A 21974-nucleotide genomic window follows, 5' to 3' on the forward strand; every position below is an offset into this window, starting at 1 on the left:
TGCGCAATCTGCAACGTCAAACCGTTTTTGTTAATTAACCAATTGACATGGGTGTGTCGAACGAGGAATGTGACGCTAATATGACACCACTCGGCACGTTAGTTGTGATCTAACATCCTTAGCTGACGAAGCAAAACATCTTCACGCACGGGGAAGTAGCCGTCGCGCTTAACCTGCTCCTGCCCTTGCCTGGACAGCACATAGCGAATGAATTCTCGCTCGAGAGTGGGCAGTGGTTTACCAGGTGCTTTGTTTACCACCAGGTAAAGATAGCGGGTATAAGGATATGTTTCGTTACGCACAGTTTCCGTGGTAAGGGGAATTAGCGCATCGGAAGTTACGCCAATAGAGAGCGCTTTGACTCCAGCGGTTTTGTATCCATAGGCGGCATACCCCATGCCGTTTTTACTGGTTGCCACACTCAGAACCACTGACGCAGAACCAGGCTGTTCGTTTACTGTGGCACGGAAATCACCATCACACAACGCCATGAGCTTGAACAAGCCGTAGGTACCTGAAACAGAATTTCGGCCAAACAACCTGATTGGCGTTTGATAATCCTCGCCGGGAAGATCGAGCTGAGACCAATGGGTCACAGCAGTATGCGAACCACAATATCGCGTGCTGGAAAAAATGGCGTCAATTTGCTTGAGTGTCAGACCGTCGACTGGGTTCCTTCTTTCCACAAAAATCGCAATGGCATCCATTGCCACGCGCAGCACGGTGGGCGGATAACCATGTGCACGTACAAAATCGCGAACTTCACTGGGTTTCATTTCCCGGCTCATGGGGCCAATCGTAGCGGTTCCTTCCGTAAGCGCTGGCGGCGCAGTAGAAGAACCCGATGCCTGGATTTGAAATTTGACCTGAGGGTACATTTCACGAAACTCCTGTGACCATAATGTCATCAGGTTGGCGAGGGTATCTGAGCCCACGGAAGTGATTTTCCCAGCCACACCAGGACTGCGTTGGTATTCTGGCACGTCATCAGAAGACGCTGCATATGTGAAAGCGGAAATGAGCGCCGTACTTATTGCAATCAAAACCCACTTGAAATTCATACTTGCTCCGCAATTAACTCATGATCGAGTAAAAAAGAAAAACGACTCCCCTGCCCCAGGGAACTTTCTATTTCCAAGTGAGAATTGTGATGGCTAAGCACGTGTTTAACAATAGACAGCCCAAGACCGGAACCTCCTGTTTTCCTGGAACGCGCTTTGTCTACTCGATAAAAGCGCTCTGTTAGCCTGGCGAGATGACTTTCTTCAATACCGTCGCCATTGTCTACCACGGCAAACCTGACATCGTCGTGTTCACGCTGCCAATAAACATTTATTTCACCACCTTTAGGGGTGTAATGTACAGCGTTGAAAACCAGGTTTGAACACGCACTTCTCAGTTCAGTTTCCACGCCAAACACAGTGAGGGTATCGTCAATGTGAAAATGGATACTGTGTTGTTTTTCTTTGTTGAGGGTTGCCGCTTCCTTTTCAAGTTGTCTTAACATAGCTGGCATGTTCACTACGTTCTCGTAAATTCGCTCCGAACTGGCTTCAATACGCGACAATACTAAGAGATCTTCAATGAGGCTTTGCATGCGTTTCGTTTGCGCACTCATCTCTTTTACTGCTTTTGTCAACAACGGATTTTCCCGCTCTTCAGGCAATATTTCCAAATAGCCGGAAATTACGGTAAGAGGCGTGCGTAGTTCGTGAGACACATTGGCAACAAAATCTTTTCGCATCTCTTCTAACTGCGACACCCGGGTGACATCCCTGGCGATAAGTAACAAGTGCTCATCGCCATAAGGCATAATACGATACTCAAAGGTTTTACTTGGATTTGCCGGCGCAGGAACTTCAATGGGATGATGAAAATCTCCAGCGTGAAAGTAGGCAATGAAATCGGGGTGGCGGATAAGATTGTCCAGCCTTCTTCCTGCATCACTTGGCCATTTTAGCCCCAACTCAAGGCGAGCCAGGCGATTACACCAGATAATACAAGCTTTGGCGTCAACCACAACAGCGGCATCGGGCAACGCTTCTGAGCCTTCGCGAAAGCGTTTTACCAGCTCACCCAACTCTTTTCGCTTGTTGCGGTTTCTGCGCTGAAGGTAATAAATCCCTTCGTATATGTGCTCCCACACGCCACTGACCGTGGGCGGTGACATCTTGCGACTGTGCCACAACCAGCGATTGAGTTTATACAATTGCCAGTAGTTGGTAACGAGCAGCCCTACGGCCCCCAGGGAAACGGCAAATAGCATGTCATCCATGTACAGCCCTACCAGCGCGAAGATAAACAAATACGCCAACAGGCGAACTGCACTTCTAAGCCAGGAAAATGGATAATACATAGTAACGAGCGCGCCTGATGTTGAATTGGAAGAGCTATTGTGTCAACGGAGTCAGATGTGCGCAATGCGCACATCCCACAAATTACATTTTAGTCGAAAAACGGTAACCTGCACCGCGCACAGTCTGAATCATGGCATCGTGACCGTGTTTCGAAATGGCTTTGCGCAAACGACGTATGTGAACGTCAACCGTGCGATCTTCCACGTAAACGTTTGTTCCCCAAACGTTATCCAGCAATAACTCCCGACTGTAAACCCGCTCCGGATGTGTCATGAAGAAGTGTAAAAGCTTAAACTCCGTGGGCCCCATGTCCAATGGATCAGTGTTTGCCATCACCCGATGGGAAATCGGCTCAAGCTTTAAACCGTTAAACTCTATTGGCTCTTCACTGGAAGTTGGTGTAACACGGCGCATCACAGCTTTAATACGCGCAATCAGCTCTTTAGGGGAAAACGGCTTGGTGACATAGTCATCTGCGCCAGCATCCAGGCCGCGTATCTTGTCTTCCTCTTCACCTCTGGCAGTGAGCATAATAACCGGTATATCTCGGGTAAACTCATGTTGTTTAAGGCTTTTTGCAAGTTGAACACCTGAACCTCCTGGCAACATCCAGTCCAGCAGTATTAAATCCGGATAAGGTTCGCAAATTTTCTGCTGGGCCACATCGAAGTCTTCTGCCTCAATGGTCTCGAAACCAGATTGTTCGAGTACAAATTTTAACATTTCGCGAATAGGGGCTTCATCTTCCACAATTAAGACCGTTCGAGACATGACTATTTTCCTGCTCATACCAAAATCGCCGCTATTATTGATGTGCTGTGTGACAGTTTTATTAAAACGATTACATTTATGTGTCAAGGAAATTACTGCTTTTTATGCTTTTGTCGATTGGGTTAGCGCTTGTTAATTCGTTTTATTGCGCCTATTCTTGTAGATAAATTCACCATACATTAATAAGGGCAGCGCTGCATGGCCTCGGTAAAGACAGGGTTGTCGCGAAAACTCCTCACACGTGTGCTGTCTGTTTACTTCATACTCACGCTAATTGTGACTGTGGGCCAGATTTTCACCGAGTATTTGAGCACCAAGAATCACATCGAAAGCGAGCTTCGAACCCTTAAAAATACCTTTGCAGAAAGCCTGACCAGAGCCAATTGGGAGCTCAACAAAGTACAAGCCCGCATTATTTCAGAGGGACTCACAAAACTTCCCATCGTCGAAGGCGTTCAAGTCAGGGATGAAAATGGTGATATCATCGCTGACGAAGGACAAACCATTCCCAGCAGCGGCGCCCCTGTTCACGCCGGTATCATGCAGGACCACACCGGCGGTATATTCAGCTACAGTTTCCCACTTATTTTCGAATTCTCAGGGCGTCAGTCTTACGTTGGGGATGTCACCCTTTACTCCAGCTTTGATATCATCTTGAGCCGGATAGAAGTCGGTATTTTCTTTCTGATTGGCAATGCAATTGTGAAAACCACGTTTTTGGTGTTTCTGTTTATGACGGCTTTTAAACACATGTTGTCAGAGCCGCTCAGTGAACTCACCCAGCAAATGACATCTTTCGATCCCAATCACCCGTCCGAATCGAAAGTTAAAATTACGGCAAACGACGACAATGAATTGCGACTACTGCAGGAGTCTTACAATCAGGTAATAGACGACCTAATTGCCTCACAATCTTCGTTGAAAGGGGCTCAGAACGCCCTGACTCACGCCAATAAAAAGCTAGACGACCAAAACCTTATCCTAGAACAGGAAGTGGCGAAAAAAACCGCATCATTATCACAAATCATGCTCGATTTAGAACTGCAAAAAGATGAACTCATTGCCAATCAGCGCGAGTTGCGACAGGAGAATGAAAACCGTCAGTTCATAGAAGATGAACTGCGCAAGCGCAACAGTGAGCTGGCCAAGAATATGGAAGTGATGGAGTTGATGAAAGATCAACTCGTTGAGTCGGAACGAATGGCATCCTTAGGTGGTCTTGTGGCCGGCATTACCCACGATGTGAACACGCCATTAGGGGTTAGCGTTACGGCAGCCAGCTTTCTTCTGGAGCGCTTGAACAACCTACGAACCAATTTTAACGATAAGACGCTGTCGACAAAATCGATGAACGAGTACGTTGATGAGTCAGAACAAACACTGACGCTCTTACTCACGAATCTGAATCGGGCTTCGGATTTAATCGCCAGCTTTAAACGGGTCGCCGTGGATCAAACGAGCGAGGCAATACGCTTATTCAACCTCAACAATTATCTGCATGAAATATTGCAATCACTTCACCCTACACTAAAGAAAACTCAACACACAGTTACCCTGAACTGCCCTGCTGACTTGGAAATAAATTGTGCCCCAGGCGTCATTGCACAAATTACTACAAATATGATCATCAATTCACTCACCCACGGCTTTAATGACAGGAATAAAGGCCGCATCCAGATAGATGTAAAACGTGATCAAGATATGGTGGTATTTGAGTATAGCGATGATGGCAAAGGGTTAGACGCACAAGCGCTAACCCAACTCTTTGATGCGTTTTACACCACTCGTAGGGAAGAAGGCGGCAGCGGGCTGGGAACGCACATTATCTATAATCTGGTAACGCAAACTCTCAATGGCACCATAAGAGCCTTCAGCGAGCCTGGCGAAGGTCTGAGGTATGTCATAACGTTTCCAAGATCGCGATAAATGAGACAGTTAAAACTATCTCTGTGATTGCACAGTCACGCCGGCATTGGTACGCTTGCCACCCGAAATATTAGCCGTGACATGCAGGAACAATTTCATATGTGGTTTAAAAACCTAAAAGCTTACCAGCTTACTCAACCCCTCTCCCTGAACGATGATGACCTTTCACGCGCGCTGATGGACAACGGGTTCAGACCTTGTGGCAAGCAAGATACTGCCACCATGGGGTTTGCATCCCCATTTGCCCAGGCGGGCAAAGAAGGCGTTATGTTTCACAAAGTACAGGAACGCTATTGGATTACCGTTAAGAAGCAAGAAAAAATACTGCCCTCTACCGTAGTGAATGCTGAACTGGCTGATAAAGTCGCACTTATTGAAGCTGAAACGGGTTCGCCGGTAGGTAAAAAGCAACAGCAGGACCTAAAACAAGAAATCATGTTTAACCTGCTACCCCAAGCATTTGTGCGCAATACTTTTACCCATGGCTTCATTTCCATTCCTGAAAAGCTTGTGGTGGTTGACGCTTCAGCTGATGGCAAAGCGGAAGCCTGGCTGGCACTGGTGAGGAAAGCCATCACTTCCCTCCCTGTTGTCCCACTGGCGCGCCGAAGTCTGCAATCTGAATTAACCCACTGGCTCACAAACGGCGCCCCTGAAAATATAGAGCTGCTAGAAGAAGCAGAGTTGAAATCAACAGATGAGTTGGAAAGTGTCATTCGTTGTAAAAATCAGCCTCTGGACAGCGAAGAAATATCCATGCACCTGGATAACGGAAAGTTGGTGCAGAAAGTTGGGTTTGCTTATAAAGACGTTCTTACCGCGACAATTTCCGAAGATGGCTCTTTCAAACGCGTAAAATTCACTGATCGGATAAAAGAAGAGACCGATGACGTGCCAAAAGACCAGGTTGAAGCCCGTCTCGACGCTGAGTTTGCGTTAATGTCAGCAGAGCTATGTGAATTTTTAGACTTCATGCGCACTGCACTGGCGCTAAACGATGGCCAGTAGTATTTAACGGCAATGACTACACGTGCATGAGCGGGAGGCCGTTTACCCGGCCTTCTTCTCGTTGTCATTCCTGGCGGCGTGATTATTGTGATAGTTTCGCCCCCAATCACAAAGCTGCTGCAACATAGGTTGTAAACTGGCCCCGCGTTCAGTTAACGAGTATTCAACTTTCGGCGGCACTTCAGCATACACTTCCCGGTGAATTAATCCGTCCTTTTCCAACTCGCGTAATTGCTGGGTGAGCATCTTTTGAGTTACGCCCTGAAGCCGCCGTCGCAATTGACTAAAACGCAGGGTTTTAAATGTCAGGTGCCAGAGAATTACCCCTTTCCATTTCCCACCGATCAAACTCAATGCTACCGCCACCCCACACAAATAGTCGGGTTGACAGGGTGATAGCTCACTGTTTTCAATTGCCATTACAACTCCAATAGTATCTTTTTGGTAAGTACCTTACAAAAAAGTGCATACTAGCCATATAGTTTGTTAAATGCATAATAGCCTAACTGCTCAGTTTTGCCTACTTCCGGAACGGCTGAGTAATCCATACCCTACAAACTGATAAAAGGTGGCGTATTTATGACTCAAGAATTTACCGCTCTATTAATAGAACAGCAGGACAAAAAAACGTTCACACGGCGTTATGTCACCCGAACACTAAGCGATTTACCCGACGGTGATGTAGTGATTAAAGTCTCCTATTCGTCGTTAAATTATAAAGATGCTCTGTCTGCCACTGGCAATCCCGGTGTATCGAGGAACTTTCCGCATACCCCTGGTATTGATGCTGCGGGCATCGTGGAATCATCTCAATCTGAACGATTTAAAGCCGGTGACGCCGTATTGGTAACCGGATACGATTTAGGAATGAATACCCCCGGTGGATTCGGCGGCAAAATACGCGTCCCGGCAGAATGGATCGTACCATTACCCGAAGGTTTGAGCGCCCGTGAAGCGATGACTATCGGTACCGCCGGATTTACCGCAGCCATGTCTGTGCAGGCTTTACAAGATGCGGGGATTAAACCCGATGACGGCGAAATTCTGGTAACTGGTGCAACGGGCGGTGTGGGTTCCGTGGCCGTTGCTCTGTTGAGCCAGGCGGGCTATAGCGTCGTTGCAGTTACCGGAAAAGCTGACAAACACGACTTCCTTACCTCGCTCGGTGCCAGTAAGGTAATTGAGCGCAATGTATTGCTCGAGAACAACTCCCGCCCTATGCTCAAAGAAACATGGGCCGGATGTGTAGATTGTGTCGGCGGGGATTACCTCGCTGCAGCTATAAAATCGACCTGTTATGGTGGCGCAGTAACGTGTTGTGGACTTACCGCTTCGGCAGAGTTACCCATCAACGTTTTCCCATTTATCCTGCGCGGAGTTTCACTATTGGGGATCGATTCGGTTCAGTGCCCGATGACGCCACGCTTAAAAGTATGGGGAAAACTCGCTGGTGAATGGAAACTGAACTGCCTTGACACCCTGACAGAAGAAATTCCTCTGGACGCCGTAGATCGCTATATCGATAAAATTCTACAAGGCCAAGTCTCCGGACGTGTTCTGGTTCGCGTCACTGACTAATCCGTCCGCACTGCGCAGCGGGTAACTGCGTAGTGCAATATCCGCCGAACATTCATTTAGTATAAACACTTATATCAGTATGGGCGGGTAATAGATTATATCAATAAACCGGGTTATTCCCGTTTTATCCCTGTAACCGTGCGGCAAATCTGCTTTTAATACTACCTGTTCGCCCGCGGCCACAATCTGCCAGCAATCCCCTTGCTTAATTTCTAATTGTCCTTCCAACACGTGAATATACTCTTTTACGCCCTTTTGATGAGGCGTCGACAATTGCTCGTGATAGTTAAGCAATGTAACTTCAAAGGTTTCAAAATGCGTGTCAGGAGCGAAGGGAAACAGGGTTTTCACCTTCATATTTACATCGCATTTTTCACTGGCATCCAGCGAAAAAGTAAGATGTGGCTGCGGTGCATTTGCTTCATTGGCTGTGATAAACGAGGAAAAAGAACATTGCAATCCGGTGGCTATCTTCCACAAAGTGGCTATGGTCGGGCTCGACTCCTGCCGCTCAATTTGCCCAAGCATCGCTTTGGAAACCCCCGTTGCTGCCGCGGTTTTATCTAATGACCAGCCCTTCATTCGCCTTTGCTCTTTGAGCACGCTGGCTATTCTTTGGGTTATCATTTCGTTGTTTGACATTGAATTGGCATGACTCCTTGGCACTGAATTCCCATTGTGCGCTATAACGCACAATGATACACTCCCTTTCCGTACGCTATAACGCACACTATCACAATCTCATTTGGAGTGCATGGTGAAAATCTCAGAACGTCCTCAGCTCAGTCATATTGCGGCTGGTATCACTGCTGTCGTGGTTGGCTACAGTAGTGCTGTCGTCATCGTAATAGAAGCCGCAAAGGCCGCCGGCGCAACGCCAGACATGATTATTAGCTGGCTTCTCATGCTAGGGCTGGGCATGGGCGTCACCTGTATTGTGTATTCGCGGTTGTATAAAATCCCCGTAGTTACCGCCTGGTCTACCCCAGGCGCAGCATTTCTCATTGGAGCGGTAGACGGCTATTCTATCAACGAGATCATCGGTTCATTTGTGACAGCCGCAATACTGGCGTTGGTCGCCGCGCAAAACAAAACCCTCACCCGATATTTATCCAAGACTCCACCCGCCATATCATCGGCTTTATTGGCCGGGATTTTACTGCCTATTTGCCTGAACATTTTCGTCGACGGTGAATCATACCCTTATTTGGTTGCTGGCTTTCTAACCGTGTATTTTATCGGTAGTCTATTCTTTACCCGCTATCTGATGCTGGTACTACTTGCGCTGGCCATGGTGTTCAGTATCCTCATGCAACCGGACACGCATTCATTCACAGACATTTCATTGCCTGAAGCGGTATGGGTAACCCCTCACTTCACCTTGTCTGCTACTGTTAGTCTAGCCATCCCGCTATTTATCATTACCTTGTTATCTCAAAATTTGCCCGGCATCGCCATAGCCAAAAGTCATGACTACGAACCAGGTGTAAGAAACGTGCTTTCAGGAGTGAGCGTGGTAAATATCGTCACCGCTCCCTTTGGCGGATTCGCCTTTAATTTTGCCGCTATTACCGCGGCTTTGTGCATGGGAGAAAGCGCAGGTGAAGACCGGGCACTGCGATACTGGGCAGCAATTATGGCTGGCGTTGGTTACATATTTATGGGGCTGGCAGCGCCAGTTGTCGTCATGTTTTTCAGTCACATGCCAGCCGTCATCGTGCATCTGCTAGCAGGCCTAGCACTATTGGCAACCTTACAGGCATCGCTGCTCAAAAGCATGGAAAACCACAAGCACCGAAAGGCAGCCCTGGTAACATTATTGTGCACCGCATCGGGCGTCACTGTGGCGCAGTTAGGAGCACCAGTTTGGGGATTGGTACTCGGATTAGCAGTTGTCGCTCTCGACAACGTCGTTGCGCGCAAACAATCACTTTGAAAAAGGGGCTCCGAGCCCCTTATAGATTGTGCTTCCCTTAAGCAAACACTTGCTTCGCGCTGGCGCACATTTCCTTAAATTCATCAGTAGTCAGCTCACTAACTTCTTCTAACGCACCGCGCTGAATGGCCAGATTTAATACTGCATCCTTCTGCGAATCCATTTTTCCGGCCAGCGCCGCGCCAATGCGAACAAAATCCACGTAAGAAAGGTTATCGGGTAATACCGATAGATCTCGCCAGTTTTCAGCTACGATAGTGAATTCTTCATCAAACCCCCAGGCGCGCATGATACTGCCTCCTATTCGGCCGGAAAGCTTGTCAATGGCAACTTCCAGGAACGTCGGGTTGGCGAAGACTTCTTCGTGTCGTTCTGCTTCAGTAAGAATTGGCAATACACCGATATTGTGCACCAAGGCTGCTAATGTCATGGTGTCTAAACTCAGTTCGCGCTTTTTAGTACGGTTAACATATAGCTGCAACGCTGCCATAGAATAGGCAACAACATTAATGGTCGTGCCCCACTCCCGCTTCATATAGTTGCCTACGACATCATTTTTAGACACGAACAGTTGTTCCATTGCCAGCGCAGTAGAAATATTTTTGATTTGACGCAAACCAATGCGCGTTACAGCCTGACCAATAGACGTGACTTTTACCGTCCGCCCCAAATAAGCACTGTTAGCGATTTTTATCATTCGCATGCTTAGGGAAGGATCTTTACCAACCACATCACCCATGGCATTGAGGTTTACGTTTGGATCGTCTGCCGCTTTACGAACCTTCAACGCCACTGCAGGCAGTGTAGGCAGCACCAGAGTGTCATTGTTAATTTTCTCGACCAGAATAGTGAGTAGCGCGTTTTGTGTAGACATATACCTACCTTTTCATTTTCAATGAGTCGCCGGCAACTAAGGCAAGCAGACTATGAGGTATGAGGAAAAATGCAATCCGTTGATAAAAATGGGATGTGCTTGTTTTTATAGTTACGTAAAAATATATCAGCAGAACGGGTATTCTGCACCCCGGAATTTTGATTTTTTGATTTACCGCCTGTACCGGTGTAGCTCAGTCAATACCATTTACAGACAATCGGATAGCTGTAACTGGCTACTGATACCAAAGTCGTGGGAATGCGCACTCGTCGTGTTACACTTTCTGACAACATATGACGACTGCCGCTCTAATTGCGCAGACGACTTGTTTTTCGCCACTAGGAATCGACATAAATGATTAATAACAACATTATTCGCCGGGCCATTGCCGGCACCCTAACGGCCTCCGCTATCGCGCTCACTGCATGCTCACCAGCGCAACAACCATCGGCAGACTCTCCATCGGGTCCGGCGCGATCAGAACCCGGCCTTCTAATAGCGCCATCACGGCTGGACATTTACCGTGAAGTAGAATTAAACAGTGACCTTTCGGGGTTGTCAGAGAACCAAAAAGCCATGCTAGGTTTATTCATTGACGCATCGTCAATCATGGACGACTTATTTTGGCAACAAGCGTTTAGCGGTGATAAAAACACTTTTCTAAACAGTTTTAACGATGAAAAGGTAAAACGGTTTGCCACCATCAATTATGGTCCCTGGGACAGACTCAACGGGGATGCGGCCTTTTTAACCGGATACGACAGTAAATTTGAAGGCGCAGAATTCTACCCCCACGATATAACCAAAGCGGAATTTGCCAGTGCATCCTTTGCTGACAAAGACGGCCTGTATTCACTGGTAAAGCGCGAACAGGACGGTTCACTTTATACGGTGCCATATTCCAAAGTTTACAAGGCAGAACTCTCTAAAGCAGCGGCGCTGTTGAGAGAAGCGGCAACGCTAGCGGAAAACGAATCGTTTTCCAACTATTTGCGCTTACGGGCAGAAGCACTATTAACCGACGACTATTTTGCTTCTGATATGGCCTGGATGGACATGAAAACCAACCCGATAGAGCTGGTCATAGGCCCCATCGAAACGTACGAAGATCAGCTCTTTGGTTACCGGGCGGCATTCGAATCTTATGTACTGCTGAAAGACATGTCCTGGAGCGAAAAACTAGCCAAGTATGCCCAGTACCTGCCAGCGTTGCAAAAAGGGCTGCCTGTGCCTGAGCAATATAAAGCAGAAACACCGGGTTCAGATGCGGATCTCAACGCTTATGACGTGATTTACTATGCAGGTCACGCCAACGCAGGCAGCAAAACTATTGCCATTAACCTGCCCAATGACGAGCGCGTACAACTGAAAAAAGGCACTCGCCGACTACAACTAAAAAACGCCATGCGGGCGAAATTCGATCACATTCTGGTACCCATTGCAGATGCACTTATCAACCCTTCGCAACGTGACCACATTACCTTTGATGCATTTTTTGCCAACACCATGTTCCACGAAGTGGCTCACGGCCTGGGTATTAAAAACACACTGAATGGAAGCGGCACGGTTCGCGGCGCTTTGAAGGAACACGCCTCGGCTCTGGAAGAAGGCAAAGCCGACATCCTCGGTTTATATATGGTACAAAAACTACTGGAACAAGGGGTCATTACCGAGGGCGAGCTAGAAGATTATTACGTTACGTTTTTAGCCGGAATTTTCCGGTCAGTTCGCTTTGGTGCGTCCAGCGCCCACGGCAAAGCCAATATGGTGCGTTTTAACTTCTTTGCACAACAAGGGGCTTTCGCTAAGGATGAAGAAGGCTATTACAGTGTAAATATGGAAAAAATGGGTGATGCCATTGAAGCATTGTCCCGACGTATCCTGATGTTACAGGGCGATGGTGATTACAAGGGTGTGGATGAGCTCGTCGCCAAAATGGGAATAATTAAACCCGACCTAGCCAGTGATCTAGCCAAACTCCAAGCTGCCAACATCCCCGTAGATATTACCTTTAAGCAAGGGAAAACGGTGCTGGGCCTAAACTAACCCTTACTGACAACCAGCCCGTCGCGCCCGTGAGGCGTGATGGGCTGACTTTCTCTTCCCACTCACTCTAGTGCTGATTTGAGTTTATCTGTATAAGGTGGCCAGCCCAGCGGTTTACCCGCCAAAACATGCAGATGAATGTGATAAACGGTTTGCCCACCAAACTCATTGCAATTCATTACTGTACGAAAGCCTTCCTCTGCAAAGCCTTTTTCTGCAGCGATCTTCGCTGCAACATAGCTTAAATGCCCCACCACGTGCCTGTCTTCCTCTGCGATGTCATTTATCGTGGCAATGGGCTTTTTAGGAATCACGAGAAAATGAACTGGGGCCTGAGGATTAATATCGCTAAACGCCAGTGCTAGCTCGTCCTCATAAATAATTTCAGCCGGGATCTCCCGGTTTATGATTTTCGTAAAAATAGTGTCAGACATAACCTTCCCTTTTATTTCGATAAGCAAGTATGCCAGCCCCGGTAAGAGGCCTTAACATAGTGTCATTTTGCGTAACCGACAGTATTTCCCTCAGTATTAACCGAATACGAACCACAAAAGTACACCGCCGAGCACTAAACGGTAAATGACAAAAGGCAACATACCAATGCGGGAAATCCAGCTAAGAAAAAGAAAAATACATAAGTAAGCACTTACAAATGAAAAAGCGGCACCATACAAGAGCGCGCTCCAATCAACCGGTTCACTGGCAGCTAGCAAGTCGAATGTTTTTAAAGTGCCGGCGCCTAGAATAACCGGGATCGACAGTAAGAACGAAAAACGTGCACAGCTCTCCCTGTCCAGGCCAAGCATCAACCCAGCCGTCATGGTAATACCAGAGCGAGAAGTCCCCGGAATCAAAGCCATCACCTGGGCAACACCAATAATTACTGCCTGCTTTAGCGTAATCTTGTCAAGAGATTGTTTATGGGATGCCGTCGCGTCGGCATACCAAAGTAATAAACCAAACAGGATAGTGGTAGCAGCAATTACCAGTGCTGTGCGAGCGTTCATTTCAATCCAGTCGTCAAGGAGCAGGCCAACGGCTACAGCAGGTATAGTGGCAAGAATAACGTACCATGCTAACTTACTATCTGTGGTTTGTTCTTTACTAAACCCTTTGGTTAACCATGCCACCGTCATCTGCGCTATTTCCTGACGAAAGTACAGCATCACAGCCAGAAGGCTGCCCACGTGAACAGCGACATCAAACGCCAGGCCCTGGCTATCCCAGCCAAGCAATTCGGCGGGCAACAACAAATGACCGGAACTACTGATTGGCAGGAATTCCGTAATGCCCTGAATAAGGGCTAGTATGATAATTTCAAAAAGCGTCATCCTTAAGATTCACTCCATGTAAAGTCGATGGGCCACAGTTTTTGGGAGGTATTATCAAAAGCCTGCCATAGCTGCTGATACGTTTTCTGTTTTAGCGGGTGTACCTCTTCAGGAACGAGTTCTGAGAGTGGTTGTAGCACAAATGCATTGTAGAGTATTTCTTCTCTGGGCAATACAACGGGTTGCGCGCAAACCCTACTGTCGTAGGTTAATAGATCTAAATCGAGAGTGCGAGAGCAAAACTTTTTTTCGCTGTGAGTTCGCCCGTTTTTTCGTTCAATTGATTTCAATGTAGTGACGACATCTTCAACGCTCAACGCCGTAAAAGCGCGAACCACACAATTGTAAAACGGTGAGCCCGGAAACCCCACGGCTTCACTTTCGTACATACGCGAGCACGTAATGCTGGAAAATGCGCTCTTGAGCGCATCCAAACCACTGCGCGCATGGTGAGCACGGTTAATATTTGTTCCCAGACTAATTAATATACAATGTTGCATTACTGACGAGACCGGTTAAATACTACAGTGACTTTTTCTGCGTCGGGGAGAATGCCTGGTTTGGTAATTGCCAAGCGAATACGGGTCACGGCAAACTGAGCAAATACGTCAGCCATAATACATTCACCCAAGGCCTCCAGCAATTCGAACTGCTGCACTGCGGCTTTTTGCTGAATACAGGCGGCCAGCTTTGCGTAGTCTATGGTGTCATCGACGTTGTCGGATTGCATGGCACGGGTCAGATCCGCTTCAACGGTAACGTCAAACAACAAGGTGGTTTTTTGTGTGCGTTCCCAGTCATAAACACCAATCAGGGTATCGACTTTCAGGCCGGTTATAATGATTTGTTGCATAGAAATGAAAGAACTCTGGTATTGATAGCGTAATGTCGGCAACAGACTACCACATAAGCAGCGTTACGCAGCACATTCTCTGGAAATTTAACTACAATTCCTGCTAGTCTGCGTGAATTGTTCTTCGCCAATAAAAAATGCCAATGATAGCTCTTGTCATCCTGATGGTTTGTATTGCGTATTTAATCGGTTCGGTATCCAGTGCCGTCTTAATATGTCGCCTGTACGGCCTGCCTGACCCAAGAACGGCGGGCTCAAAAAACCCAGGAGCAACTAACGTTTTCCGATTAGGCGGGCGGGTGCCTGCCCTGTTTGTGTTGTTGACGGATATTCTCAAAGGCACTGTGCCTGTTTACACCAGCTACTGGCTGGGCATCGAACCTATTGCCCTGGGATTGGTTGGTATTGCCGCCTGTTTAGGCCACATTTTTCCTCTGTATTTTGGTTTTAAAGGCGGTAAAGCTGTAGCCACAGCTTTTGGCGTGCTTTTACCCCTCGGACTTGAGTTGGCCGGCCTGCTCGTTTTAACTTGGTTGCTGATTGTATTTATCTTCGGCTACGCCTCCCTGGCAGCCATTGTTGCGGTTAGCTTGGCTCCGCTTTTTACCTGGTTTATAAAGCCTGTTTACACGCTCCCTGTAATCATGCTCTCTCTGCTTATTATTATCCGTCATAAAGACAATATCTGGCGTCTTATTCGCAAAGAAGAAAGTAAGGTGTGGGACAAAGTCAAGCTGAAATAACCAGTGTCAATTGCCAGTGTTCACCAAAATATACATGTGTGTTCACACTTTTTTGAGGCCGATACACAAAAGCGGTTCATTTCTTATCAACAATCCATTATTGTGCCGCGTCAAGAATGACAACGGACAACTGATTTATGGCCTTACAGCACCGCCCCAGCATTTTACAACGATATTTTTCAGGCAGTTTGGTGCTACAGATAAGTACAGGGATTATACTCGGTATTGCACTAGCACTGCTCGCCCCGTCTGCTGCTCAATCATCCGGCTTACTTGGCGACCTATTTGTGAAATCCCTGAAAGCCATCGCGCCATTGCTGGTTTTTATTCTGGTGATGGCATCCATTGCCAGCCACAAGAAAAACGAACAAACTCACATCAAGCCAGTGTTGATACTGTATTTGGCAGGCACCCTGATTGCTGCCGTTACAGCAGTGGTGATTAGCTTTGCCTTTCCCGTTGAGCTTACTCTGACCCATGCCAGCGTAACGCAAACCGCTCCAAATAACGTATCCGATGTACTCCGGACGCTGGTGTTTAATATGGTTGATAACCCCGTCAATGCAATGGTGACAGCAAACTACATTGGTATTTTAACCTGGGCTGTAGGGCTTGGTCTTGGACTGAGGCACAGCGCGGAAAGCACTAAGGCCGTTGTACAAAACATCGCAGACAGTGTTACTGCTGTGGTGAAATTTGTAATTCGCATGGCCCCGTTTGGCATTTTCGGCTTAGTCGCAAACACAGTGGCAACAACAGGTATCACCACCCTGGCCAGCTATACGCATTTGCTCACAGTATTGCTTGGTGCCATGCTTTTTGTCGCGCTTATTGCTAACCCATTTTTGGTTTACTGTACCACCCGTCAAAATCCCTACCCACTGGTTTTTACCTGTTTAAAAGAAAGCGGTATCACTGCTTTCTTTACTCGCAGCTCGGCCGCCAATATACCCGTGAATATGGCCCTGTGTAAGCGTCTTGAGCTAGATGAGGATACTTATTCTTTGACGATCCCACTAGGCGCGACTATTAATATGACGGGTGCAGCTATTACCATTACCGTGCTAACGCTGGCTACAGCCAATACACTTGGAATCAATGTTGACATCCCTTCTGCGGTATTGCTCAGTGTCATTGCTGCGGTGTCCGCATGTGGCAGCTCGGGCGTGGCTGGCGGCTCCTTGTTACTTATTCCGCTGGCATGCAGCTTGTTTAATATCCCCAACGAGGTTGCCATGCAGGTAGTGGCGGTTGGCTTCATTGTAGGCGTTATCCAAGACTCTGCAGAAACTGCGTTAAACAGCTCAACCGATGTACTGTTTACTGCTGCTTCCTGCCAAAAACGCACGGGGTAATACACTTTGCGCTCCCAAAAGCCCCAAGCGTGCGTTGTGAAGACACTTACTTACTCACTGATTCAATCACCTTGGCCGTGTGACCTTCACTACTGAACCCAAATGTATGGCTGTTGAAACGCAGTGTATTATCTTCGGTCACAACTTGCCGGGTGGCCTTGAGAAAGGCCTGTATGGCTGAAGTTTCCGTGCCCTGCTCTTTCAACTCAGAAGCATAGGTTGTCGCTTCGCTCCATTCAGAAAACTGAGATAATCGGGAGGTTTGCGCAATCAGCGAATTGAGGCGTTTGTCTTTGTCCAGGTAGGCCTGCAGACGTGGATCAGCATCTTCATGCGCAACGATATGCTGATTTTTTATGGTCATTTGCACGGTGTCTTCGATACCAAACCTTGCCGCCACCTCACTCAATTCATCGGCAAGTCTTTGCCTGTTAAAGGCCAGATAATTAGCGATGTTTCCGCCTTCCAATACCGCCTCTCCTTTTTCCATTTTATCTAGCAACTCATCTACTTTGTCACTGCCAATCTGTATGTTAAAAGCGGCCACAGAATCTCGTAACACTTTGGATTCATTTGCTTTATCCACTACGTGTTGCAAATCGTTTTGCGTAGCGGATGTATTGTCTATGTAATCAAACAAAGAAGGTTTGGAATAGGTGACATCCATGAAAGGAAAACTCTCCTCAGTAGGCTAATATTCTAAATGAGTTCAACTAAGCAAAAGTAACGCCAATTATCTTACACTCCGGCCACACAGCCTACACTCCAGCGTTTGCGAAGCCATAAAACCCAACCTTGCAATCAACGAAATCATTTGCTCCGCATCTTCCAACTGCTATGCCATAACCAGCTTTAGACAATTTTCCATTTCACCAATATTTAAAGCCATCGCTTGGGCAACATCTGTCCGATACTGTTGCCGCTATTCAACGATCTCAGACTCGGCCCCTACCCGTTCTCTCGTGTCAGCATTTTTTACAACCTTACGCATAATTGTATCTACAGCGTCCATACAATGGATATAACTCATTGTTTAAAAAGGAATTTTAATAAGTCGGCATGATTAATGCTTATGGCGGCGGAATGAATTTTGCAGAAAACTCTCTAAAAGGTTGTAATAGCTGAAAAAATTCATAAAGTGACAAGTCAAACAAAAATAATTAATCAATGATTGTTGTTTATTAATAATATCTAATATAAATCTGTAGGATGATTAAAATGAAAACTTTGTTAACTGCTGGCGCCCTTCTTTTAGCAAGCTCTCAGGCTTTTTCTGCCGTTATAGTCGAAACAGCTAGCTTTGGTACTCAAGGTTCTGTTGCAGATCAAGCTATTGGCTTTGGTCTTAACGAAACGGTTACGATTAATGCATTTGACAGTACGTTAGGCAACTTAACTGGCGTTAACGTTAACGTATACAGCCAAATTGACTCTGAAGGTCAATCTACTAATACTTCTGGTCTTGACGGCCAAAGCCAGTTCAACTTTTTCTTAACTAGCGATTGGGCTGTAACTTCAAGTGTAGGCGGAGCTACTTTTTCTGGTCCTGGTGTGTTATTTAGTGAAAGCGATCTGGACCATCAGGTGGGTGAAGTTTTTGACTACGGTCATGTTTCTGAGTATCAAAGTTCTTCCATCGCAATTTCAGATATTTCTGCATTTTTGAGCGACGTAGATTTTTCTTTTGTCGTTAACGCTTTAAGTACTTTCACAAACACCACAGCTGGTGGTAGTGCTGTATTTGAAAATATCATCGACTCTGCTGCGTGGGGTAAAGTTGAAGTCGTTTACACTTATGACGCTGTTGTAACTTCAGTTCCAGAGACTAGTTCTTTAGCTATTTTAGGTTTAGGACTTGCTGGTATTGCACTGAGCCGTAAAGCAAAGAAATCGGCTTAATTTTCTTTCCGATTAAGTGCATATAAGAGCCTCTCATACCTGAGATGTTTTTTTCGGCACCCGACAAGGGTGCCGTTTTATATGGCCATAGCCCTCACTCCCGATGAACTGTTCTTTCATTCCAGGCTGCTCAAAAATTAAGGCTTACCTGTAACCCCACTATCAACGCATCGCTGGCTTGGTTATTACCATTGGGGTTGATCACGTATTGAAGACTGGGCATGATTTCCACAGCTTCGGACACCACATAGTTATAGTTGAGCTCAATGGGATATTCGTGTTCTTGCACGAAGGCACTTTCGTCAATCCCCTTTGCCAGGTAGCGTTTTTGTGCAGCAGTAAGTAGCCCACTCACACTGTTTCTGCCAATGGCCAAGCCTATGCGATCATGGGGCCTTGATGTCAGCAGTCCCCGATAATAGCCTCCTAAAGCAATAACTCCGCCGACAGCGCTCACTTCATCATCGCTTTGAATGAGACTAACAAACCACCTTAACCCGCCTCCCTGGTTATTGTCTGTAACCTGTTGCTCCATGTTAATGTAATACGCGTACTCTGTATCTAACATTGGCGTCGCACTGGGATCTGTATATACCGGGTACCCGGTTTCATTCACTTGCTTTTGCTTGTCAAGACTACTTCTTAACATACCAACACGATACTCACCGGGTAGTCCTTTAAAACCCGTCGTGCGATAGGCTATTTCAGCCACAGCAGTTGTCCCTCGCTGGCCGGAAGACGTTCCCAACTTTAATCCCTGTCCTAACGACAGGGTAGCTGGGTTCGCATCGTAACTGCCTATTTTAAGATCCAATTCGGGAGTAAGCGAATAAGTAACCTGAACCCCCAATGCACTTAATGGGTCGCCGTACCAGCTACTGCTAATATAATTTGATGAGCCACCACTGCAAAACGTCAAGTGCTGAAAAGCACAGCTCATAGCAAAGAAGTCTGCACTGGGGTAAATACGGCCCGCTTTTATCCGTAACGTATCGTTTAAAAGGTGTTGCGTAAGGGAAAATTGCGTTAACCGCGTAACGTTACCGCGTCCAAAAATTTGCTGTGATTGAAGCAAGAATGGCATATCAGCTTCCTGATTAATCAATGTGCCATTTCGATTAGTTATTTCAATTGAAAAGGTCGCTCCCGGCCAATCAACGAGCTTGTGTAAATCTACATAACCGCCCCAAAAATACTGATCAGCATAAGCCACTTCACTACTTTCACCGCCCTTCGCGTTGTACGCGGTTTGACTAAAATACCCAAGACGTAAATTCACACCTTGCTCGCTGAGCATGGTTCTTACTCCCCCCCAATCACCAAATAAGTAGTGGGGCGAATCAACCTCCGTTTTTCCGTAACTCAGAGAAGGCAACAAGCTCATTATCGCCCCCGCGAATATTCCTCTTGCGCACTTATATCTTACCCCTTCGTGAATATGCATGTTTTCCACCTCGCTAACCGCCGCACGTCCGCGCTGCCCTAAGTCTGCATTGAACTGGATTTAGCCGGATGCAAAAATGGGCAATTGACCATATAGCGGGCATATTCCCTTGCCGTTAAAACATTGTCAACAAAAAAGTAAATCCAATGTTAACCTATACGACATATTCCACTCTACGTTATTGTAGAATCGGGCAATTAACTACATTGGATGACCAAGCCGAATGCGAAAGGGCGGAAAGGGCGGGTACATTGAGGAAAACGCAGGGGGTGGGGTCAAATAGCGCAGGGAAAAAAGCAACAACCAATGCACTGTTGCTTTTGCGAGGTTCATTCCCGTGAACACAATGTTCATATCGCGGCTGAATCAACGCCGCGCCATTGAAGAAAACCTGTGTTACTCCACGCCTTGAAATACCAGTTTTTGTACTCTGCGTCCGGTATTCACTTCTGTGGTAAATAAGTTCCCTTCGCTGTCTGTATCGATGCTGTGCAACCAGATAAACTCACCGGGATAACGGCCGTTTTTGCCTATAGAACCCAACAATTCATGGGTTTGCCTATCGTAAATCCAAATCCGTCCATTCATCATATCGGCAACATATAAAAACTTGCCATCTGGGGAAAACGCCACATCCGTTGCCGTGCCCAGTCCTCCTGTTTCAGGTCTGACGGCAAAGTTTTTAACAAACTCAATGTCGCCATTGTCGTTCCTTTTAAAAATTTGTAGCCGGTTGTTGCGCCTGTCACACACATAAATAAAACCATCGCGATCCTGATTTATACAATGGACAATATTACCAAACAGGGGGTTTTGTGGATCTATTCCCTGTTTTTGTGGTTTTGTTGCCTGAGACTGGTCGAAATCTCCCTCCCTTGTAGGACCCAAAGGCGGCTTGCCATAAGCGCCAAGTACCTGCGTGGCAACAACGTTCGTCGAAGATACATCAAAGCTGGCAATTCGCGCATTGATGTAACCATCAGCCACCACTAATTCATTGTGTATGGGGTCCATATACATGTCTGCAGGATTCCCCAGTGTTTTGCGATCCATATTGCCATTGGTTTTGCCCCGCACTCCTGCCGCTTTAATGAACTCGCCATCAAAGGTAAAGCTAACGGACACATGGTCTCCTTTGCCATTCCCTGCAATCCATACACTGTCGTTGTCATCGACATACAAGCCATGTACATTCGCTGGCCACTGATTTACCCCGTCAATAGCAGGCGTATGCGCCTCCCCTCCCCAGGCTTTATCCACTTTGCCCTCAGGTGTAAAACGAATTACATGAGGAGCGGGTTCACAGCACAATGCGGAAGGCGGCGAAGCCGCGAGGCCGATGTCCGTTCTCCCCAGGGAATTCGGACGCTGGAGAATCCACACGTAATCGTATTGATCCACGGACAACCCCGACACCTGCCCTAAAATCCAAGTTTCAGGAAGGGTTGGCCAACCAGCATCAACTTTAAAACGGGGCATTGCTTTACCGGAAACCGGATAACTCACAATGTCCACCAATGGGCGGACAGCATTTGCATTACTTTCACTTTCTCGTTCAGGAGAGCCGGCATATGCAAACTGCACCGCGAATATGGCGCTAACGAACAGTGGTATCTTCAATCTGTTTATTCTCATAACAGGAGATCTTCTATATTGCTTTGGATTAAGGAATAATCTGATCAAAATACACACAAAATGCAACGTTATACGTTCTATAAGGTAATTTTCAGGTTGAACTGAAAAAACGATAGGTTTTGCGATCTCTTTTCAGAAGATTGCGACTTGCAACAACCGCTACGTACATCACTAGAGAAAAAGAAAGCCCGCGCAAAGCGGGCCTTTATGGGTCGTAT

Annotated in this window: 21 protein-coding genes; 8 read left to right on the forward strand and 13 right to left on the reverse strand. The window is 46.9% G+C overall.

Annotation, left to right across the window (positions count from 1 at the left end):
- Positions 1-98 precede the first annotated feature (98 nt).
- The 3 genes from KO518_RS04105 to phoB form a co-directional block, all read right to left on the reverse strand.
- The gene (locus tag KO518_RS04105; RefSeq protein WP_216024564.1) at positions 99-1061 is read right to left on the reverse strand and encodes a PstS family phosphate ABC transporter substrate-binding protein; all 963 of its coding nucleotides are present in this window, start codon (positions 1059-1061) and stop codon (positions 99-101) included.
- Positions 1058-2356, reverse strand: coding sequence for a phosphate regulon sensor histidine kinase PhoR (gene phoR / locus KO518_RS04110; RefSeq protein WP_216024565.1), 1299 nt, complete (start codon positions 2354-2356; stop codon positions 1058-1060). Before phoR ends, KO518_RS04105 begins: the two co-directional genes overlap by 4 nt.
- 82 nt (positions 2357-2438) lie before the next feature.
- Positions 2439-3128 carry a phosphate regulon transcriptional regulator PhoB gene (gene phoB, locus KO518_RS04115; RefSeq protein ID WP_216024566.1) on the reverse strand — a complete coding sequence of 230 codons (690 nt, stop codon included), beginning with the start codon at positions 3126-3128 and terminating at the stop codon, positions 2439-2441.
- 198 nt (positions 3129-3326) lie between these two features.
- Here phoB and KO518_RS04120 point away from each other — a divergent pair, with 198 nt between their 5' ends.
- On the forward strand, positions 3327-5054 hold the full coding sequence (locus KO518_RS04120; protein WP_216024567.1) for a sensor histidine kinase: 1728 nt from the start codon (positions 3327-3329) through the stop codon (positions 5052-5054).
- Positions 5055-5153: 99 nt separating this feature from the next.
- On the forward strand, positions 5154-6062 hold the full coding sequence (rdgC, locus tag KO518_RS04125; protein ID WP_216024568.1) for a recombination-associated protein RdgC: 909 nt from the start codon (positions 5154-5156) through the stop codon (positions 6060-6062).
- Between the two features lie 42 nt (positions 6063-6104).
- Here the strand turns inward: rdgC and KO518_RS04130 are convergent, their stop codons facing one another.
- Entirely contained in the window at positions 6105-6482 is a 378-nt protein-coding gene (locus tag KO518_RS04130) for a helix-turn-helix domain-containing protein (protein ID WP_216024569.1), read from the reverse strand.
- A gap of 159 nt (positions 6483-6641) precedes the next feature.
- On the opposite strand from KO518_RS04130, the gene KO518_RS04135 reads away from it, so the two are divergent.
- Positions 6642-7640 (forward strand): YhdH/YhfP family quinone oxidoreductase, encoded by a 999-nt coding sequence (locus KO518_RS04135; protein ID WP_216024570.1) that lies wholly within the window; start codon positions 6642-6644, stop codon positions 7638-7640.
- Positions 7641-7709: 69 nt separating this feature from the next.
- Here KO518_RS04135 and KO518_RS04140 read toward each other — a convergent pair whose 3' ends face one another.
- Positions 7710-8282 (reverse strand): helix-turn-helix domain-containing protein, encoded by a 573-nt coding sequence (locus KO518_RS04140; RefSeq protein WP_216024571.1) that lies wholly within the window; start codon positions 8280-8282, stop codon positions 7710-7712.
- Between the two features lie 112 nt (positions 8283-8394).
- Between KO518_RS04140 and KO518_RS04145 the strand changes: the two genes are divergently transcribed.
- Positions 8395-9576, forward strand: a complete 1182-nt coding sequence (locus KO518_RS04145) for a benzoate/H(+) symporter BenE family transporter (RefSeq protein WP_216024572.1) — start codon at positions 8395-8397, stop codon at positions 9574-9576.
- A 37-nt stretch (positions 9577-9613) separates the two neighbouring features.
- Here KO518_RS04145 and KO518_RS04150 read toward each other — a convergent pair whose 3' ends face one another.
- Positions 9614-10450 (reverse strand): HDOD domain-containing protein, encoded by an 837-nt coding sequence (locus KO518_RS04150; protein WP_216024573.1) that lies wholly within the window; start codon positions 10448-10450, stop codon positions 9614-9616.
- Between the two features lie 354 nt (positions 10451-10804).
- On the opposite strand from KO518_RS04150, the gene KO518_RS04155 reads away from it, so the two are divergent.
- A complete protein-coding gene (locus KO518_RS04155; RefSeq protein ID WP_216024574.1) occupies positions 10805-12496 on the forward strand; it encodes a Zn-dependent hydrolase in 1692 nt (563 codons plus the stop codon).
- 62 nt (positions 12497-12558) lie between these two features.
- On the opposite strand, the gene KO518_RS04160 is transcribed toward KO518_RS04155, so the two are convergent.
- From KO518_RS04160 to folB, 4 genes are all read right to left on the reverse strand, one after another.
- Entirely contained in the window at positions 12559-12930 is a 372-nt protein-coding gene (locus KO518_RS04160; RefSeq protein ID WP_216024575.1) for a histidine triad nucleotide-binding protein, read from the reverse strand.
- A gap of 96 nt (positions 12931-13026) precedes the next feature.
- Positions 13027-13827: an undecaprenyl-diphosphate phosphatase gene (locus KO518_RS04165; RefSeq protein WP_216024576.1), complete on the reverse strand. Its 801-nt coding sequence runs from the start codon at positions 13825-13827 to the stop codon at positions 13027-13029.
- Positions 13828-13829: 2 nt separating this feature from the next.
- Entirely contained in the window at positions 13830-14327 is a 498-nt protein-coding gene (folK, locus tag KO518_RS04170; protein WP_216024577.1) for a 2-amino-4-hydroxy-6-hydroxymethyldihydropteridine diphosphokinase, read from the reverse strand.
- Positions 14327-14680 (reverse strand): dihydroneopterin aldolase, encoded by a 354-nt coding sequence (folB, locus tag KO518_RS04175; RefSeq protein ID WP_216024578.1) that lies wholly within the window; start codon positions 14678-14680, stop codon positions 14327-14329. The genes folK and folB overlap by 1 nt, the downstream gene beginning before the upstream one ends.
- Positions 14681-14823: 143 nt before the next feature.
- Here folB and plsY point away from each other — a divergent pair, with 143 nt between their 5' ends.
- The gene (gene plsY, locus KO518_RS04180; RefSeq protein WP_216024579.1) at positions 14824-15423 is read left to right on the forward strand and encodes a glycerol-3-phosphate 1-O-acyltransferase PlsY; all 600 of its coding nucleotides are present in this window, start codon (positions 14824-14826) and stop codon (positions 15421-15423) included.
- A 137-nt stretch (positions 15424-15560) separates the two neighbouring features.
- Complete coding sequence (gene sstT / locus KO518_RS04185; RefSeq protein ID WP_216024580.1) at positions 15561-16778, forward strand: serine/threonine transporter SstT; 1218 nt, start codon at positions 15561-15563, stop codon at positions 16776-16778.
- 46 nt (positions 16779-16824) lie between these two features.
- Here sstT and KO518_RS04190 read toward each other — a convergent pair whose 3' ends face one another.
- Positions 16825-17445 carry a hypothetical protein gene (locus KO518_RS04190; RefSeq protein WP_216024581.1) on the reverse strand — a complete coding sequence of 207 codons (621 nt, stop codon included), beginning with the start codon at positions 17443-17445 and terminating at the stop codon, positions 16825-16827.
- A gap of 551 nt (positions 17446-17996) precedes the next feature.
- On the opposite strand from KO518_RS04190, the gene KO518_RS04195 reads away from it, so the two are divergent.
- Entirely contained in the window at positions 17997-18677 is a 681-nt protein-coding gene (locus tag KO518_RS04195; protein WP_216024582.1) for a PEP-CTERM sorting domain-containing protein, read from the forward strand.
- A gap of 130 nt (positions 18678-18807) precedes the next feature.
- Here the strand turns inward: KO518_RS04195 and KO518_RS04200 are convergent, their stop codons facing one another.
- Together KO518_RS04200 and KO518_RS04205 are read right to left on the reverse strand one after the other, a co-directional pair.
- The gene (locus KO518_RS04200) at positions 18808-20121 is read right to left on the reverse strand and encodes a carbohydrate porin (RefSeq protein ID WP_216024583.1); all 1314 of its coding nucleotides are present in this window, start codon (positions 20119-20121) and stop codon (positions 18808-18810) included.
- Positions 20122-20517: 396 nt separating this feature from the next.
- Positions 20518-21756 carry a beta-propeller fold lactonase family protein gene (locus tag KO518_RS04205; protein WP_216024584.1) on the reverse strand — a complete coding sequence of 413 codons (1239 nt, stop codon included), beginning with the start codon at positions 21754-21756 and terminating at the stop codon, positions 20518-20520.
- Positions 21757-21974 lie beyond the last annotated feature (218 nt).

Source organism: Aestuariibacter sp. A3R04 (assembly GCF_018860805.1).
GTDB lineage: Bacteria > Pseudomonadota > Gammaproteobacteria > Enterobacterales > Alteromonadaceae > Alteromonas.

What these genes read in the sequence shown, in the direction of transcription:
- KO518_RS04105 (WP_216024564.1), bottom strand. Translation starts at nt 1,061, where the DNA reads ATGAATTTCAAGTGGGTTTTGATTGCAATAAGTACGGCGCTCATTTCC.
- phoR (WP_216024565.1), bottom strand. Translation starts at nt 2,356, where the DNA reads ATGTATTATCCATTTTCCTGGCTTAGAAGTGCAGTTCGCCTGTTGGCG.
- phoB (WP_216024566.1), bottom strand. Translation starts at nt 3,128, where the DNA reads ATGTCTCGAACGGTCTTAATTGTGGAAGATGAAGCCCCTATTCGCGAA.
- KO518_RS04120 (WP_216024567.1), top strand. Translation starts at nt 3,327, where the DNA reads ATGGCCTCGGTAAAGACAGGGTTGTCGCGAAAACTCCTCACACGTGTG.
- rdgC (WP_216024568.1), top strand. Translation starts at nt 5,154, where the DNA reads ATGTGGTTTAAAAACCTAAAAGCTTACCAGCTTACTCAACCCCTCTCC.
- KO518_RS04130 (WP_216024569.1), bottom strand. Translation starts at nt 6,482, where the DNA reads ATGGCAATTGAAAACAGTGAGCTATCACCCTGTCAACCCGACTATTTG.
- KO518_RS04135 (WP_216024570.1), top strand. Translation starts at nt 6,642, where the DNA reads ATGACTCAAGAATTTACCGCTCTATTAATAGAACAGCAGGACAAAAAA.
- KO518_RS04140 (WP_216024571.1), bottom strand. Translation starts at nt 8,282, where the DNA reads ATGTCAAACAACGAAATGATAACCCAAAGAATAGCCAGCGTGCTCAAA.
- KO518_RS04145 (WP_216024572.1), top strand. Translation starts at nt 8,395, where the DNA reads ATGGTGAAAATCTCAGAACGTCCTCAGCTCAGTCATATTGCGGCTGGT.
- KO518_RS04150 (WP_216024573.1), bottom strand. Translation starts at nt 10,450, where the DNA reads ATGTCTACACAAAACGCGCTACTCACTATTCTGGTCGAGAAAATTAAC.
- KO518_RS04155 (WP_216024574.1), top strand. Translation starts at nt 10,805, where the DNA reads ATGATTAATAACAACATTATTCGCCGGGCCATTGCCGGCACCCTAACG.
- KO518_RS04160 (WP_216024575.1), bottom strand. Translation starts at nt 12,930, where the DNA reads ATGTCTGACACTATTTTTACGAAAATCATAAACCGGGAGATCCCGGCT.
- KO518_RS04165 (WP_216024576.1), bottom strand. Translation starts at nt 13,827, where the DNA reads ATGACGCTTTTTGAAATTATCATACTAGCCCTTATTCAGGGCATTACG.
- folK (WP_216024577.1), bottom strand. Translation starts at nt 14,327, where the DNA reads ATGCAACATTGTATATTAATTAGTCTGGGAACAAATATTAACCGTGCT.
- folB (WP_216024578.1), bottom strand. Translation starts at nt 14,680, where the DNA reads ATGCAACAAATCATTATAACCGGCCTGAAAGTCGATACCCTGATTGGT.
- plsY (WP_216024579.1), top strand. Translation starts at nt 14,824, where the DNA reads ATGATAGCTCTTGTCATCCTGATGGTTTGTATTGCGTATTTAATCGGT.
- sstT (WP_216024580.1), top strand. Translation starts at nt 15,561, where the DNA reads ATGGCCTTACAGCACCGCCCCAGCATTTTACAACGATATTTTTCAGGC.
- KO518_RS04190 (WP_216024581.1), bottom strand. Translation starts at nt 17,445, where the DNA reads ATGGATGTCACCTATTCCAAACCTTCTTTGTTTGATTACATAGACAAT.
- KO518_RS04195 (WP_216024582.1), top strand. Translation starts at nt 17,997, where the DNA reads ATGAAAACTTTGTTAACTGCTGGCGCCCTTCTTTTAGCAAGCTCTCAG.
- KO518_RS04200 (WP_216024583.1), bottom strand. Translation starts at nt 20,121, where the DNA reads ATGCATATTCACGAAGGGGTAAGATATAAGTGCGCAAGAGGAATATTC.
- KO518_RS04205 (WP_216024584.1), bottom strand. Translation starts at nt 21,756, where the DNA reads ATGAGAATAAACAGATTGAAGATACCACTGTTCGTTAGCGCCATATTC.